Origin of the sequence: Enterocloster aldenensis, assembly GCF_003434055.1 — a bacterium.
Classification (GTDB): domain Bacteria; phylum Bacillota; class Clostridia; order Lachnospirales; family Lachnospiraceae; genus Enterocloster; species Enterocloster aldenensis.
In genome coordinates this window covers 892591-908349 of the sequence record NZ_QVEX01000001.1, presented here as the reverse complement: position 1 = coordinate 908349, position 15759 = coordinate 892591, and the positions used below count along the sequence as shown (strand labels likewise).

At 51.3% G+C, this 15759-nt stretch carries 13 protein-coding genes; 9 read left to right on the top strand and 4 right to left on the bottom strand.

The features are described from left to right. Window positions 1-94: 94 nt before the first annotated feature. From DWX59_RS04215 to DWX59_RS04200, 4 genes are all read right to left on the bottom strand, one after another. A complete protein-coding gene (locus tag DWX59_RS04215) occupies window positions 95-373 on the bottom strand; it encodes a hypothetical protein (RefSeq protein WP_329829716.1) in 279 nt (92 codons plus the stop codon). A gap of 61 nt (window positions 374-434) precedes the next feature. Further along, window positions 435-3254, bottom strand: coding sequence for a transglycosylase domain-containing protein (locus tag DWX59_RS04210; RefSeq protein ID WP_117556468.1), 2820 nt, complete (start codon window positions 3252-3254; stop codon window positions 435-437). Window positions 3255-3434: 180 nt separating this feature from the next. Continuing rightward, window positions 3435-5351 (bottom strand): hypothetical protein, encoded by a 1917-nt coding sequence (locus tag DWX59_RS04205; RefSeq protein WP_117556466.1) that lies wholly within the window; start codon window positions 5349-5351, stop codon window positions 3435-3437. 12 nt (window positions 5352-5363) lie between these two features. Next, window positions 5364-6023 (bottom strand): TetR/AcrR family transcriptional regulator, encoded by a 660-nt coding sequence (locus DWX59_RS04200; protein WP_117556464.1) that lies wholly within the window; start codon window positions 6021-6023, stop codon window positions 5364-5366. 209 nt (window positions 6024-6232) lie between these two features. Between DWX59_RS04200 and DWX59_RS04195 the strand changes: the two genes are divergently transcribed. From DWX59_RS04195 to DWX59_RS04155, 9 genes are all read left to right on the top strand, one after another. After that, on the top strand, window positions 6233-6550 hold the full coding sequence (locus DWX59_RS04195; RefSeq protein WP_117556462.1) for an SCP2 sterol-binding domain-containing protein: 318 nt from the start codon (window positions 6233-6235) through the stop codon (window positions 6548-6550). Window positions 6551-6621: 71 nt separating this feature from the next. Further along, entirely contained in the window at window positions 6622-7686 is a 1065-nt protein-coding gene (locus tag DWX59_RS04190; protein ID WP_117556461.1) for an alpha/beta hydrolase, read from the top strand. Between the two features lie 4 nt (window positions 7687-7690). Continuing rightward, window positions 7691-9097, top strand: a complete 1407-nt coding sequence (locus DWX59_RS04185) for a condensation domain-containing protein (protein ID WP_117556460.1) — start codon at window positions 7691-7693, stop codon at window positions 9095-9097. A 23-nt stretch (window positions 9098-9120) separates the two neighbouring features. Next, complete coding sequence (locus DWX59_RS04180; protein WP_117556459.1) at window positions 9121-9348, top strand: acyl carrier protein; 228 nt, start codon at window positions 9121-9123, stop codon at window positions 9346-9348. A gap of 64 nt (window positions 9349-9412) precedes the next feature. Further along, a complete protein-coding gene (locus DWX59_RS04175) occupies window positions 9413-10921 on the top strand; it encodes an AMP-dependent synthetase/ligase (protein ID WP_117556457.1) in 1509 nt (502 codons plus the stop codon). Between the two features lie 139 nt (window positions 10922-11060). Next, window positions 11061-11792 (top strand): FadR/GntR family transcriptional regulator, encoded by a 732-nt coding sequence (locus DWX59_RS04170; protein WP_117556455.1) that lies wholly within the window; start codon window positions 11061-11063, stop codon window positions 11790-11792. Window positions 11793-12024: 232 nt separating this feature from the next. Beyond that, window positions 12025-13383 (top strand): APC family permease, encoded by a 1359-nt coding sequence (locus DWX59_RS04165; protein ID WP_117556453.1) that lies wholly within the window; start codon window positions 12025-12027, stop codon window positions 13381-13383. A gap of 59 nt (window positions 13384-13442) precedes the next feature. Beyond that, entirely contained in the window at window positions 13443-14630 is a 1188-nt protein-coding gene (locus tag DWX59_RS04160; protein WP_117556451.1) for a mandelate racemase/muconate lactonizing enzyme family protein, read from the top strand. Window positions 14631-14965: 335 nt separating this feature from the next. Then, window positions 14966-15652 carry an N-acetylmannosamine-6-phosphate 2-epimerase gene (locus DWX59_RS04155; RefSeq protein ID WP_117556449.1) on the top strand — a complete coding sequence of 229 codons (687 nt, stop codon included), beginning with the start codon at window positions 14966-14968 and terminating at the stop codon, window positions 15650-15652. Window positions 15653-15759 lie beyond the last annotated feature (107 nt).

Here is a 15759-nt window from a genome sequence, read left to right as displayed (position 1 = left end):
ACCCCCTGCATATCCGCCAGGCCCGCCGGCCCGGATGGGATATAACAGGGGGTGTTTTAATGCGTTGTACGCTTCATTTTATCTCACTTCTTAATTACAGCATTTCCATATAAGCCAGTACTTTATCAACAATATCCAACCCTATATAGACTAAGATTCCCAGTAAAATAAGGCTGATGATCAGGAATACCAGCTTGTACAGCAGATAAGCCCTGGCAAAATCACGGAGCTGGTTGTCCTTTTTTCCAAAGGCCAGCCGTAACAGGTAAATCCAGCCTGCAACAGGGATGTTCATGCACATGAAGGTGAAGAACCAGGTGCGGGGCGGCATGGCGTAACCTTCATTCAACCCTTTGTCCCTGCTTTCTTCCATATCGCCGCTTCTGTCCTTTAGCCGCCTTGGGCGGGAGGCTATTTTCAAAATACTGTTTTTTTTATTTGTCATTTTCTGGCCTCCCTCCCGGTCCGTAGTATTCCAGATTGTTCCATTTAAATTTTTCCCTGTCCAGGGTGGAGCGGAGCTGGTTCTGCTGGATTTGGGCCTGCTGCTGCGCTTCCTGTTGGGCCTGTTCCTCAGCGGCCTGCTTCGCGGCCTGGGACGCAGTCCACTCATCCTGGGTAGGCAGGGTGCTGATCCGGCTGATGGCGTTCTGGAGCCGGTCCGCCAGGGCCTGCTGCTGCGGGTCCCCGGCCACCAGGGGCAGCTTTGCAATGGCATCCTGGACCAGTGCCTGGGCATTGGGCTGCTGGTATTCCAGGGCCTCCACTGTCTGCAGCGCCTGGAGGAACTCGTTTTTCCTGGTGTCCTTCTCAGCCTGCCTGCGCTGTTCTTCCGCGTCCTTCATGGCCTTTTCCTGTGCCTTGGCCGCATCGATGGCTTTCTGCTTTTCATAAAGGGCAATGGTGTCTGACATCTGTCCCATGATTCCTTCAAAGTAGTCGTATCTGTTTTCCACCTGATCCAGCAGACGCGCCCTTAAATCCCCGTCATCCAGCAGGGGGAGCCTAGAGGTGATGGCCTGATACTGGCTCTTGACCGCATATGTATCTTCTACCGTGCTGATTTCCCGGGTGGTGAAGTCTGCCACGTCTGCTTCCAGTTCATCGGTGAGCTTTTTCTGCTCCTTGTCGTGCAGGCTCTGCTGGGCCCGCATCTCAGCCGTGGTGCTGAAATAATCCTCAATGCCGTTTTTGGGGTCTGCCCGGCGTTCCACTGACTGGGGCTGTTCCCAGTCCCATGGCTCCAGTCCTGTGTGGATCTGGTTCATTATATTCTTCCATATTTTCCCGGCATAGGTGGCGCCGTAGATGCCCGGCATATTCCTTGGTATATCATAACCAACCCAGACAGCGGCGGTATAGTAGCGCGTATAACCGCAGAACCACGTATCCTTACTGCTGTTGGTGGTCCCTGTCTTGCCTGCGGCAGGCATGCCGCCGTCCAGTTCCAGACCGCGTCCGGTGCCGTAAGGGGCTGTAAGCGTCCCTTTGAGGATATCGGTCAGCATGAATGCTGAGTCGTCGCGGTATATCTGCTTGGTGGAGGCCTTCATGTCCTTGGTAATCTCGCCGTCATGTTCGTGGAGTATTTTGGTGATACAGGTGCGGTCATTGTATATGCCGTTGTTGGCCAGGGTGCTGTATCCCTTGGCCATGTCCACAACCCGGACCCCGTTGGTAAAGCCGCCGATGCTTAAGGAGGGCACCCCGTTGTCCACATAGGTCAGCTTCTGGAATTCCATTTCCCCAAGGTAATTCAGGCCATAGTTGACCCCGATGTCTTCAAGAATCTGCCATGCAACGGTGTTCAGGCTGCGGTTTAAGGCTTCCCGGACAGTCACATTGCCGTAGTAATGTTCGCCGCTGTTGGAGGGACCGTCCTCCCATTTGTGGTCATTTACCATACGGGTGGGATAGTACTCCCCGGTGTCAAAGGCAGGGCCGTAGTCAATCAGGGGCTTGATGGTGCTTCCTGGCTGCCTGGCGCTTAGGTAGGCCCGGTTGAACTGGTCTTCGCTGCCGCGGCCGCCCACGATGGCAACCACGTAATTGGAACGGTTGTCCACGATGACGCCGGCTCCCTGAAGCGCGTACTTGCCGTTTTCCTGAAGCTCAGTGTAGGAGGCAAGGCCCTGGTCAATATCAGCCTGGAGCATTTCCTGAAGATTGCTGTCAAGGGAGGTGTATATCTTAAAACCGCCTGCGCGTATCAGGTCGGACTTCTCTGTATATACGGTCTTGTAACGGTCCATATATTCGGTGTAGCTGTCTTTATCCTGAAAGGTGTACTGAAAGTCAAAGTTGTCCAGCTTCATAAGCTCAAGGGCGGCGCAGTGGATGGCGTAGCTGCTCTGGTAGTTCTCGTCCGTTCCCTCGGATTCCTGTTTTACCACCGTAAGGGGCCGTTCTATGGCTGCGCTGTATTCATCATCGGACAGTCCGCCGATCTCATGCATGCTTTTTAATACGTCATTGCGTTTTTCAAGGGATGCCTTTGGATGGGATACCGGGTCATAGGCAGAGGGACTGTTGCTGATTCCAACCAGGACAGCGGCTTCGTCCACACGCAGGTCAGCTGCATGCTTGCCGAAATAATACCGGCTGGCAGCTTCCACGCCGTAACACTGGTGGCCATAGAAATTGGTATTGCAGTAGAACTCCATGATATCTGCTTTGGAGTATTTCTTCTCAATCTCAGGGGCCAGCAGGATTTCCACAATCTTTCGGGTAAAGGTCTGTTCCTGGGTCAGGTAGGTGTTCTTGATTACCTGCTGGGTGATGGTGCTTCCGCCCTGGGTCACCTGCCCGTTGTGCTTTATAAGGGCCAGCCCTGCGCGCAAGGTGGCAATCCAGTCCACGCCTGTGTGGCTCTTAAAGCGCCTGTCCTCCTGAGCAATATATGCATTTTGGATATTCATGCTGATATGGGAAATGTCCACATACTGGTAGTGCCCGGCATTGATGAGTCCCACCTGCCTGCCGTCCTTGTCGTAAATGACCGTATCAGAGAGCATGGAGAAATCCGTCCTCTCCATCTGGGCCAGCTTGTCATATGCAAGCTCACGGCATTCATCCAGCTGTGGTTTGACCTTTGCATAGATAAGGATACACACCAGGGCGGCGCTTAAAAGTCCCACGGTAAGGACTGCCAGCAGGGTGTGGAGAAGCCATCCAATGATGCCCAAAAGGCCGACGGCTGTGTTGCGTATGCAAAGGAGTACCTGGATAAGGGCCTTCTTTTGTGATTCTTTCATAATTCCTGATTATCCTCTCCGCGCCCGGATCTGTTTGCAAGATGGATGAAAGGGCGCAAATCATAGAAAGGCCTGGATAATTTTACCAGGCCGTCATGCCATATGATATTATAAGTCAGATTGGGGAAAAAGGGTAGTGAAAATGTGAAAAAAGAGTATATTTTTGACGTATCCTGCGGCTTAACCGCAGGAGTAAAAGGTTTGCATCCGGACTAATTTGTCGCTGATCCCGGCCAGCATCCTTTCAAATGAAGCCTCCACCTGTTTAAGCTCTGATGTAAGGCTGTCCCTGTGTTTCATAAGGTCATTGCGGTGTAAATCATGGAACGCGCTAAAATGGCCATAGTCCTCATGATAGTCCTCCCAGCTGCGTTCCAAATCATCAACCGAGATATGGATGCAGTTCTCAAAAAAGTCCCGTTCCCGGAGAAACTGGCGGGTCAGGGAACGGAAGATATCATCGCACTCCCGGTATTCATCTAACATGAAATGTATGAAGTCATGAAAAGACGCCTGCTCCATGTATTCCAGATAAATCTCCCCCTTTTTGCCTCCCATAAAATTCCCGGTGTCCCTGGCTTGGCTGTCCCATTCCCTGGAGTGATGCCGGAACAGTTGGATTTCTTTATGAATCCCTTTTATATGATTCACCGCATAATCAAGCTCTCTTTGAATCTGACGGTATTTTTTTCTGTTCAGCTGTCCGGGCGCGGCCTTTTCTTTTATCAGGAATGCAATCAACCCTATGAGGGAGTGCAGGACCCAGGACGGTCCCCAAGAGGTCCCGTTATCCGCGGGGAGGGAAAGGGCGGATGTCTGCCAATATTCCTTTTGGCTGTCCAGGAAACTGAGAAAGAGGGAATGGGCTTCTTTGGATTCCGCGTTAACTGTGCCGCTGCATCTGGCGGAAGCGCCAACACAGTAACCTCCCCGCCACTGCTCTAAATAAAGGCTATGTTCTGTTTCGTCCAGCACCATGAAGGTACCGTTTAAGATGAATCGTCCCTGCTGGTACCGGAAATTCCCATCAAGCTTATCCAAACCATAATTTTTGTAAAGATAGGACCTGCCATTGACATTTATGGCCAATGCCCCGATGCCCCAGATATCCTGGATGTCATCCGGTATGATATGTTCCCTTTCTCCGTCCTCCATTTTACGGAATTCTGCAGCCCTACATGCATCAAGCCAGGGTTCAAATCCAACCACGCTGGCATTTTCATTTACCACGTATGCTTTCCTGAAACCGGTCAGCATGTTTTCAGCATAACGGCATCCCTCAATTGTGAGGATTGTGCCGTAATCCGTATCGTGAATTTCTTCAGAGCTATTGTCATCCTGCTTTTTCCCGGATACCATATGCCCATGGTAGGTACACTCCATACGGTCCTGTACCGTATATCCCCCGCCTAAGTTGTAATGGAGGACTCCCATTCCTTCGATTACATTATCCTTAAATGTGCCCGTGTAAACGGCATTCTTATCCATAAGGCTGCTAAAGCCCCAGAAAGGCCCTTTATAGCTGCCCTCTAGCAGTTTTCCATCCTTGAATTCACCTTTCAGTACCATGGAGCCCTCTTCGCGGAGAAGCTTTCTGATGTAATCAATATGGAAATGTATGGTCACGCATCCATGTGGGTCTTCCATGCAGCCGCAGCGGTTAAAGGCGCCTTCATAACGGACCGAACCGCTGAACGCCCTTTTTCCTGGATTATCTTCTGCGTATAGGATATTGCACAGATAAAACCGATACCAGACAGTTTCATGAATCCAATGTAAGTGCGGCCAGAAGGTATCAAACCAGCATTCCCGGATACCTTCACGGATTACACCGCCTTCCCATATGCCTTGGCATTCTTCTGCAACTACATAATCCAGTGACTCATCCTCCACAATCAGAAGCCGTATGCCATTCCCGTCCGGCCGGTCTGAGGAATCCAGGTTTCCGCTGTAAATATAATAGGCAGGCGTATCCGGGTACACGCTGTCCAGAAAGCTGTCTTTGTATATCAGGTACCTGATGTGCCTGGAATCCGGTTTATGTCCACCCGGCCTTAATCTTCCCGAAAGTTCATGAATCAGCTGTATCTCATCCATACCAGTCCCCTTTTATCGGTTGTCAGTCTCTTTCATGGGGCGGGCTGCCTCCGCTTCATTTTTCCGCATAAGGAACTGCAGGGTATCCGCCGGCATGCCCATGCTCTTTTCCTGCATCTGCGTAAATGCGGTCAGGACCCGTCCAATCTGCTCAGGCCCGGCCGGAACCAGGTGGTTGTCCAGGGTTATGGTCAGCACGGTGAGTACGATCTGGGCCGTCTCTTCCGGGTACTGGCACTGGATGGAGCCCTCGTCCATGCCCTGGCGTATGATATCGGTCAGTATGGGCTTGAGCTTGGTGATGATGATGCGGGCAAACTTCTGGTGGATGAATGCGCTTTCCTGCTGTTCATTAAAGGTGCCGATGGCTTCCTGGCGCCGCAGTTCCGTGGAAGAGTCCAGACAGGCATTGTAAATAATCTCCATTTTCTTAAACGCATCCATGTGTGAGGAGGCGGCCAGCTCCCTGCCAGCGTCCAGCACCCGGGAATAGGAGCGCTCGATGACAGCGTCGATGATATTATTTTTAGAGGGAAAATAGTAATAAATACTTCCTTTCCCGATTCCTGCTTTTTGGGCAATATCGCTGACGGAAATGGCCTGGGCACTGGCGGTGCGCATCAGTTCCTGCATGGCGTCCAGGATCCGTTCCCGTTTGTTATTGTTTTGCATAAAAAAACCTCGGTTTTCTCTTTAGAATACTTCCCAGTATAACAGATGCCAATGGAAAAAGCCATACTTGACTGGCGGTCGAAAAAGTGTTATGGTTAATTTAATGTTGATTCGACCGCTGGTCGAAAAAAGAAGGGGCATGGGCCTGGAATCCTGATACAGGAACCTGTTTTCCAGCCGGACCCTGCAATCAGATAAAGGAGACAATCATGACATTCGAGACAGTATTTCAAACCGTAAAGGAAATATTCATGAAGGCTGATGTGAGCAAGGTGGATGAGCATCTGGCGTTTCAGTTTAACATCACAGGACAAGGCGAAGGCATCTTTTATGCGGAAGCAAAGGACGGCAGGCTTTATGTGGAGCCTTACGAATACTATGACAGGGATGCAATTTTCATCTGCTCTGCGGACACATTGTTAAAGCTGGCAGCAGGAAAATTGGACCCTGTTTTTGCATTCACCACAGGAAAGCTTAAGGTGGAGGGAAGCCTGGAAAAGGCGCTGAAACTCCAGAAGTTTGTGTGACCCGGGACTGGCGCGGGAAGAGGCCGGGGCAAAGATACGTGTGACCCGGGACTGATATGAAAGGAGTACATATGGGTAAGTTTGGATTATTATTCGGCCTGGCCGCCGCAGGCGCGGCAGGGGAATACGGGATTGCCAGATACTTTTTTTGCAGGACGGTCATGCGCGGCAATGCAAAGCGTGAGCGGACCCGGAAAATGGCGGGCACGGACTGGGATGCCTATATCCCGGCCATCAGGGCCAGCAAGGAATGGCTGTCGGGAAAGCCCCAGGAGGACGTGTACATTACCTCAGACGACGGCCTGAGGCTTCACGGCACGTTCTTCCCGTGCCCGGGTTCGGACCGGGCCGTGGTCTGTTTCCATGGATACACCAGCGAAGGGCTGAATGATTTTTCCTCCATTGCAAAGTTCTATCTGGAGCAGGGGTTCAACCTGATGGTGGTGGATGAAAGGGCCCATGGTAAGAGCGGGGGCACCTATATCGGATTCGGATGCCTGGACCGGATGGACGCAAGGCTTTGGATCGGGTATGTGATTGAACGTCTGGGACAGGACTGCCAGGTCATGCTTCACGGCATTTCCATGGGAGGGGCCACGGTGCTTATGACTACCGGTCTTTTGCTTCCGCCGCAGGTAAAGGCAGCTGTTTCCGACTGCGGCTTCACCTCTGCCTGGGAGGTGTTCAGCTTTGTGCTTAAATCCATGTACCATATGCCTTCTTTTCCCATCCTGCAGATTGCGGACTGCATGGCAAGGCGGGAAGCAGGGTACGGGCTGAATGAGTGCAATGCCAGGGATGAGGTGAAGAAGGCCAGGATCCCCATCCTGTTCATACACGGGGACGCGGACACTTTTGTGCCATGTTCCATGGTGTACCAGCTTTACGGCGCATGTGCTTCCGGGAAGGAACTGCTGGTCATAAGCGGGGCATCCCATGCAGAAGCCTACTATAAAGATACAAAGAGCTATGAGGATGCGGTAACCGCACTGATTGGGCGTACCATTGAACCGGTGATTGAACATACCATTGAACCAGCGCTTGGCCATGCCATTGAACCGGTACTTGAGCGCGGCGCTGAACCGCTGGGAGACAGGCAGGAAGGCCCGGACTCCCGGGATGAGAAAGGGGAATAGAGAGATGAAGACCAGGAAAGGCTACAAGGTATACCCGCTGACGGCTGCCCAGAAGCTGCATTTTTACTGTCTTAAGTACTGTCCCAAAAAGCAGGTGTTAAACATAGGGTCCAGCCTTACCATTGAGAGCAATCTGGACTGGGATGTGCTCAGGGAATGCATAAAGGAAGCCATTGCGCGCTGCGACTCCATGCGCCTCAGGTTTGCCAGGGACAGGGATGGGAATATTTACCAGTATGTGGTGAAGGAGGAGACAAAGGAGATTGAGCACTTTGACTTCACGGGCTGGCGGGAGGAAGACGCACAGAAAAAGCTGCGGGAGTGGACCGAGGTACCGTTTGAGCGCTATGATTCCCCCATGCATCACATTGTGATGATTAAAATGCCGGACGGGTACCAGGGGCTTTATATCTGCGTGGACCACATGACCATGGACGCCCAGGCCCTGATTGTGTTCTTTAAGGATGTGATTGAACTCTACTGCAGCAGGCTGTATGAAGAGGTTAATTATCCAAAGGAAATGTCCTCCTACATCAAACAGCTGGAAAAAGACCTGGCCTATGAGGCGGGCAGCAAGGCCAGCCAGAGGGACAGGGAATTCTTTGAAAGCCTGATTGCTTCATCCGAACCCATCTTTGCAGATATCTATGGGCCGGAAAAGCTCCGGAAGGAACGCAGGGCCAGCCGGAATAAAAAGCTGCGCGCAGCCACCAACACCTCGGACAACGTGGAGGCCAACATCACCAATTTCCATCTGGAGGGGGAGCCGTCCAAACGCCTTTTGGATTTCTGCGAGGAAAAGGGCATTTCCATGACCTGCCTTCTGCTGATGGGGCTCAGGACGTTCCTTCAGAAGGAAAATGACGAGGACGACATTTCCGTCACCACCACCATTGCAAGGCGGGCCACCTTGCTGGAAAAGCGGTGCGGCGGAAGCAGGATCCACTGTTTCCCCTTCAGGACCATTGTGCCAAAGGATGATACCTTCATGGAAGGGCTGTTTAAGATAAGGGATGCCCAGAACCAGTATTTCCGCCATGCCAGCTACAGTCCGTCCGAGTATTTTAACTTCCGCCATGACTATTATAAGCTGAAGGACGGGCAGACCTACGAACCCCTGAGCCTGACCTACCAGCCCCTGGCCATGAAATACGATGGTCCGGGCCTTGATAAGCTGGGCGATATCAAATATAAGACAGCCCGCTATTCCAACGGGGTGGCGGCCCATACCCTGTACCTGACCGTGAGCCACCGGACCATGGATAATGGACTGGACTTTGGGTTTGAGTATCAGACCGGCGTGGTGACGCCGGAAAAACTGGAGTATATCTATTACTACCTGTGCAGGATCATATTCCGCGGGGTGGAAGACCCGGAGCGCACGGTAGGCGAAATTATGGAAATGGTTTAACAATAGATTAAGGAGGATCGGCAATGTTTGAGGAACTGAAGGAATTAATATGTGAGTATGTGGATGTGAACCCGTCTGATATCAAAGAGGAGTCCCGGTTCATCGAGGACCTTGGGTTTAACTCCTATGACTTCATGAGCATGGTGGGTGAAATCGAGGAGAAATTTGATGTGGAAGTGGAAGAGCGTGAAGTGGTCAATGTAAAAACCGTAAAGGATGCAGTGGAATACATCCGGTCGCTTCAGGACTGATATAAGGACTGATGAAGGTCTGATGAAAGGGAGCAGGGCTTAAGGGCCAGAGAGGAAGGAAACTATGCCGGTAAGGACATTGAGGGATATTATACGCCATGGGGCAGAGGCCTATGGGAGCCAGACAGCATTCCGCTATAAAGTGAAAAAGGAAATCGTGGACAGGACATACCTGGATGTGGACCGGGATTCCATGGCCGTAAGCCGTATGGTGGAATCCATGGGCATGGAGGGAAAGCACATTGCCCTTATAGGGACCACCACCTACCAGTGGATCGTGAGCTACTTTGGGATTGTTGGCAGCGGCAGCGTGGCAGTGCCCATTGACGCCCAGCTTCCCGCGGACGCTGTGTGTGAACTGCTGGAGCGGGCAGACGTGGAAATGCTTGTCTTTGATGAAATCCGCAGGGATGTGGCGGAGGCCGTGAAGGAAAAATGTCCGTCTGTCCGGTACATTCTCTCCATGCAGGCAGAGGAAGCCGCGGATGGGGTACAGTCCCTGTCCATGCTCATGGCCCTGCACGCAGGGGAGTATGAGAAGGAACTGGACGGCGGCCAGCTGGCCACCATCCTCTTCACGTCAGGAACCACCGGCAAGAGCAAGGGGGTCATGCTGAGCCACAGGAACCTGGTGGACAATGCAGTGTGCCTGGATATGAAGATTCCGGCCGGGACCATTTCCATGACACTGCTGCCCATTAACCATGTGTACTGCCTGACCATGGACATCATCAAGGGGCTTCACATCGGCCTTGTGATCTGTATCAATGATTCCATCATGCATGTGCAGAGGAACATGAAGCTGTTCAAGCCGGAAATCGTGCTGCTGGTCCCCCTTGTGATTGAATCCATTTACGGCAAGCTCAAGGATGCCGGCAGCCTTATCCCCAAGAAAATGGTGGCAAAGGCCGCGTTTGGCGGGAACCTGAGGATCATATGCAGCGGCGGCGCTTACCTGGACCCGGATTATGTGGATAAGTTCAAGGAGTATGGCATCACCATCCTTCAGGGGTATGGCATGACGGAGTGTTCTCCTGTCATCAGCACCAACCTGGAGTGGGAGAACAAAAAGGGGTCGGTGGGCAAGCTGCTTCCCAACTGTGAGGCCAAGGTGGTGGATGAGGAAATCTGGGTCAGGGGCTCCAGCGTGATGCAGGGGTATTATAAGATGCCGGAGCAGACCGCCGAAACCCTGGAGGACGGATGGCTGAAGACCGGGGACCTGGGGTACGTGGATGAGGATGATTTCGTCTACATCACGGGACGCAGGAAGAACCTGATCATCCTTGCCAACGGCGAGAATGTGTCGCCGGAGGAACTGGAGAACCAGCTGAGCCGTTCCGCACTGGTAAAGGAAATCCTGGTGCGGGAAAAGGACAAGGTGATTGAGGCGGAAATCTTCCCTGATTATGAGTATGCAAAGAAAAAACATGTGAAGGACATTCAGGGAAAGCTTCAGGAACTGGTGGATGGGTTCAACCAGGATATGCCTGTGTATAAGCGGATTTACAGCCTGATTGTGAGGGAGACGGAGTTTGAGAAGACGCCTTCCAAGAAGATTAAGCGGTTTTAAGGAACCCCTTGTAATATTTTCCCCTGTGCCATATAATGTAAATATATGTATATCTATCGAGCAGATGAATAGACCATATATTGTATAAATATAGGTTAAGGGCATGATTTGCATGCCCTGATGTACGGAAAGGGAAAGTATGAAGATAAAGAAAGTATCGGTGGTTGACCAGGTAAGCGAAGCCTTGAAGGATAACATCCTGAACCATACATGGGAGCCAGGGGATAAGCTTCCCTCAGAAGGGGACCTGGCGGATACCTTTGGCGTGAACCGGCTGAGTGTCCGTATGGCGCTGCAGAAGCTGAACACGCTGGGGCTTTTAGAGACCAGGGTAGGGGACGGCACCTATGTCAGGAAGTTCTCCATGGCTCCTTATATGAATGAGATAGCTGATATCTATATGGATGAGAAGCACCTGAATGATGTGCGGGAATTAAGGAACCTGCTGGAAGGCGAGGCCATGCGGATTGCGGTGTCCAGTTCCACTGAGGAGGAACGGGAGGAACTGAGACAGTGTTACGAACAGTATGAAGAAAAACGCTCCCAGCTAAAAGAGGATGTGGACAATGAACGGTTAATGGATGAACTGGCTGAGGCGGATTTTGAATTCCACCATCAGGTCATCCGCATGAGCCACAACGATCTTTATATTGATATTTACCTGATGACAAAAAAGGCAATCGTCAGCCACATACGTGAACTGCTGGAGAGCCGGATCCGCAAGGAAATCCTATGGGAGGAAAAGAGCGGGAAGCGTGAGGATGAGCACATGGAAATCATCAGCGGCATCTGCAATGGAGATATGGAGGCGCTAAAGAGGGCGCGGGAGAGAATGCTTAAGATCCAGCTGATACCTGCGCTGGACGAGTGAGAAGCAGATATACATGACAATAAAAGACATGGTGAAGAAAAGGTATTGTGCAAAGGAACTGTATTCCTGGCACAATACCTTTTTTGTGTATATGTCACAATTGGATTCGTTCATAATGATGAAAAATAAAATAATATACAAAACTTATTGAATTATTAAGTGAATTGATGTATTATCAACCTAGCGAACAAGTGAATAGATAGATAGGAAATTCATAAAAGGAGGATTCGTTATGCAGAAGGAAAGCAGCAAAGTTACATACGTTCCAGCGCCCCCGCCAGGTATCCTTAAGAAGCCGGAGCTGTACGCCCTGTCCATCGGACAGGTAATCGGGGCAGGAGTCATCACCCTTGTGGGTCCGGCCATGGCGCTGACAGGATACTCTGCCTGGCTTGCATATGGGGCAGCCATCATATGGGGGTTCCTGATGATCATGCCGGTGGTGTGGGTGACGTCCACATTGAGGCTGGGAGGAGGGTATTACTCCATGCTGGCGGGTCTTGCCAATGAGAAGGCGGCAGGGATGTACGCAGTGGCCTTCCTGTGGCAGACCATGAGCATTTCCCTGTTCGGGGTTTCCCTGGGCGTGTATGCCAATTCCCTGTGGCCCCAGCTGAATCCGCGTATTGTGGGAATCGTATTCCTGACCCTGTTTTATGTGATTAACCTGGGCGGCGTGGACATCATGGCAAAGGCTCAGAAGGTAATGACCTGGATGCTGATTGCCGCGCTTTTGATGTTTATCATCGTGGGCATGACGAAACTGGATACGCCTGTCCTGCAGATTTCCTCCCCGGATTTCATCAAACATGGGGGCAAGGGCTTCATTGCAGCAATCTTCCTGTTCGTATACTCCACCAACGGATACTCATTAACCATGAACTACGGCCGGGATGCCCATAATGCAAAGCGGGATATACCCTGGGCCATCCTGATGTCAGTGCCGACCCTGGTCATCCTTTACTGCGGCGTTGCCATTGTTGCCGGAGGCATCCTTCCCCTGGAGATGGTGGAGAACCAGCCCCTTACCCTTGTGGCACGGACCGCTCTGTCCCCGATCCTGTTTGTGGTATTCATGGTAGGCGGACCGATCATGGCGCTGATGACAACCATGAATTCTTCCCTGGCATACAACTGTGTGCCCATTGCGCAGGCATGTACCGACGGGTGGCTGCCCAGGTCCCTGGCCAAGAAGAATAAGAGAGGGTCCTATTACAGGATACTTACCATTGTGTATCTGATTGGGCTGATACCGCTGCTGCTGAACTTCAGCGTCACCACCATTACAAACAACATCATGCTGATTAACTCGTCCCTGTCATTCCTGTATGCATTTGCATATTACCAGCTTCCGAAGCGGTACCCTGAGGCATGGAAGAAATCCAGGCTCCATATGCCCGACAGACTGTATTATGTGATGGTTACCATCAGCGTCATTGCCTATACATGTGTGTTCATCAACTCCTGCCTTACACTGACACCGCTTATTACCATTGCCAACCTGATCATTATCGGCGGCTGCTTTGCTTTTGGGTTTATACGCAGCAAGAGCCCTTACGTACACATTGAATCGTCTGTCTGGGACGACTGATATGGCAACCATATAACCAATATATAACTATAAAAATTAATTATGAGGAGGATTTTATCATGAAGATTACCAGCGTAGACCTTTACCAGGTGACCAGCGGAAAGCCCAGCGTGGCAGGTACATATTGGAAGGCATCCATCTGCCGGATCAACACGGATGAAGGGATTTCGGGCTTTGGCGAGGCAGGCGTATGCTACAGCAGCGGCAGCGACGCAGCCCTGGGACTGTTAAAAGATTATGCCCAGTCCATCATTGGAATGAACCCTATGAACAATGAGCAGATATGGAATAAGCTGCACCGGGATACATTCTGGGGCATGGGCGGAGGGACCATTGTATTTTCAGCCATCAGCGCCATTGATATCGCCCTCTGGGATATCCGTGGAAAGGCCCTTAACGTTCCTGTATACCAGCTTCTCGGAGGCAAGACCAACGATAAGCTCCGTGCCTATGCCAGCCAGATCCAGTTTGACTGGGGCCCGATCTGTGCGCCCATGGTGACGCCGGAGGACTATGCAAGTGCTGCAAGGAAAGCCATGGCAGAAGGATATACCGCGGTAAAGGTAGACCCGGTTGGCTTCAATATGAAGGGCAACTGGATGGAGTGGAGTAACTATGGCCTTCTGGAATATGACCAGATGAAGGCGGCGGTTGACCGCGTGGCAGCAATCCGTGAAGCAGGCGGGCCCGGACTTGACATCATCATTGAACTTCACTCCCTTACCGACACCAATACGGCCATCCAGCTGGGACGCGAACTGGAAAAATACAGATGCTTCTATTATGAAGAGCCAACCCAGCCCCTGAATCCTTCCTTATTCAGGGAAATTGCAAACAATGTCAGGATCCCCATGGCATCCGGTGAGAGGATTTACTCCAGATGGGGCTACCGTCCCTTCTACGAGGACCGCTCCCTCAGCATCATCCAGCCAGACCTGTGCAACACAGGCGGCCTGACAGAGGGCAAGAAGATCTGTGACATGGCCCACACCTATGATATCGGCGTACAGATCCACATCTGCGGCAGCCCGATTTCCACGGCAGCGGCCCTGCAGCTGGAGGCGGTGATTCCTAACTTTGTCATCCATGAACACCATCAGGCAGCGCTGATCCAGGAAAATATTGACATGTGCAAGTACAATTACCAGCCTGAGAACGGGTATTTCTCTGTTCCGGATAAGCCGGGTATTGGCCAGGAACTGACCGAAGAGACCATGGAGAAGTCCTTGTTCTGCACAGTAAAATAAAGATTAAAAAAGAATTTATAAATATCAGCTAAGAGTCCGGAACGGGCGGGAAGACCGCCCTGTCCGGACTTTTAGCTATTTTTCTGCCCTATTTCAATCCTCTTTGCCGGCGTATCAATGAACCTTTGTACTTTAAGAGAAACAACCTTCGGATAATTGTGCATATTATACAAATACTAATCCATAAAATTGTGCGAAAAGGCAGGGGGAAATCAAAGATTGTGAAAGAACTTTCAGAACATGCATAAGCTATTGAAAATAAAAACAAACCTGTTATACTAAGGCTACAAGGACATGAGACATAACCAAGTGATTGTTACAAGGAGGAAACAGACATGAATGACAAAGTGGAAAACCTGAAAGGAAAATTGATTGTTTCCTGCCAGGCACTGCCGCACGAACCGCTCCACTCTTCCTTCATCATGGGAAGGATGGCCCTGGCCGCAAAGGAGGGAGGCGCTGCCGGCATCCGTGCCAACACCAAAGAGGACATCGCCGAGATACAGGCCCAGGTGGACCTGCCAATCATCGGGATTGTAAAACGGGATTATGAGGACAGCAAGGTATACATCACGCCGACCATGAAAGAAATCGAGGAACTGATGGAGGTAAAACCTGAAATCATTGCCCTGGACGCCACCGTTGATTTAAAACCGGGCGGGAAGACGCTGGATGGGTTTTACAGGGAAATCAGGGCCGCATATCCGGAACAGCTTCTTATGGCGGATTGTTCCACGGTGGAGGAAGCGCTTCACGCAGATGAACTTGGATTCGATTTCATAGGCACCACGCTGGTGGGATACACGGAACAGAGCAGGGGACTTAAAATAGAAGCAGACGACTTCGCCATCATCCGCCAGATAGTGGCAAAGGCAAGACACCGGGTAATAGCAGAAGGCAACATCAACACGCCGGAAAAGGCAAGGCGGGTCATTGAACTGGGAGCGTTCAGCGTGGTTGTGGGCTCCATCATCACAAGGCCCCAGCTGATTACGAAATCATTTGCAGAGGCGCTTAAGTAGGACGTACATCTGACAGAACGCGGTTTTCAGGCGCATCTGGGGCAGATAAGGCTGCAAAGCCGTCCGGTCCGGGAGACAGACAAGGAAACAGATCCCATATTAATATA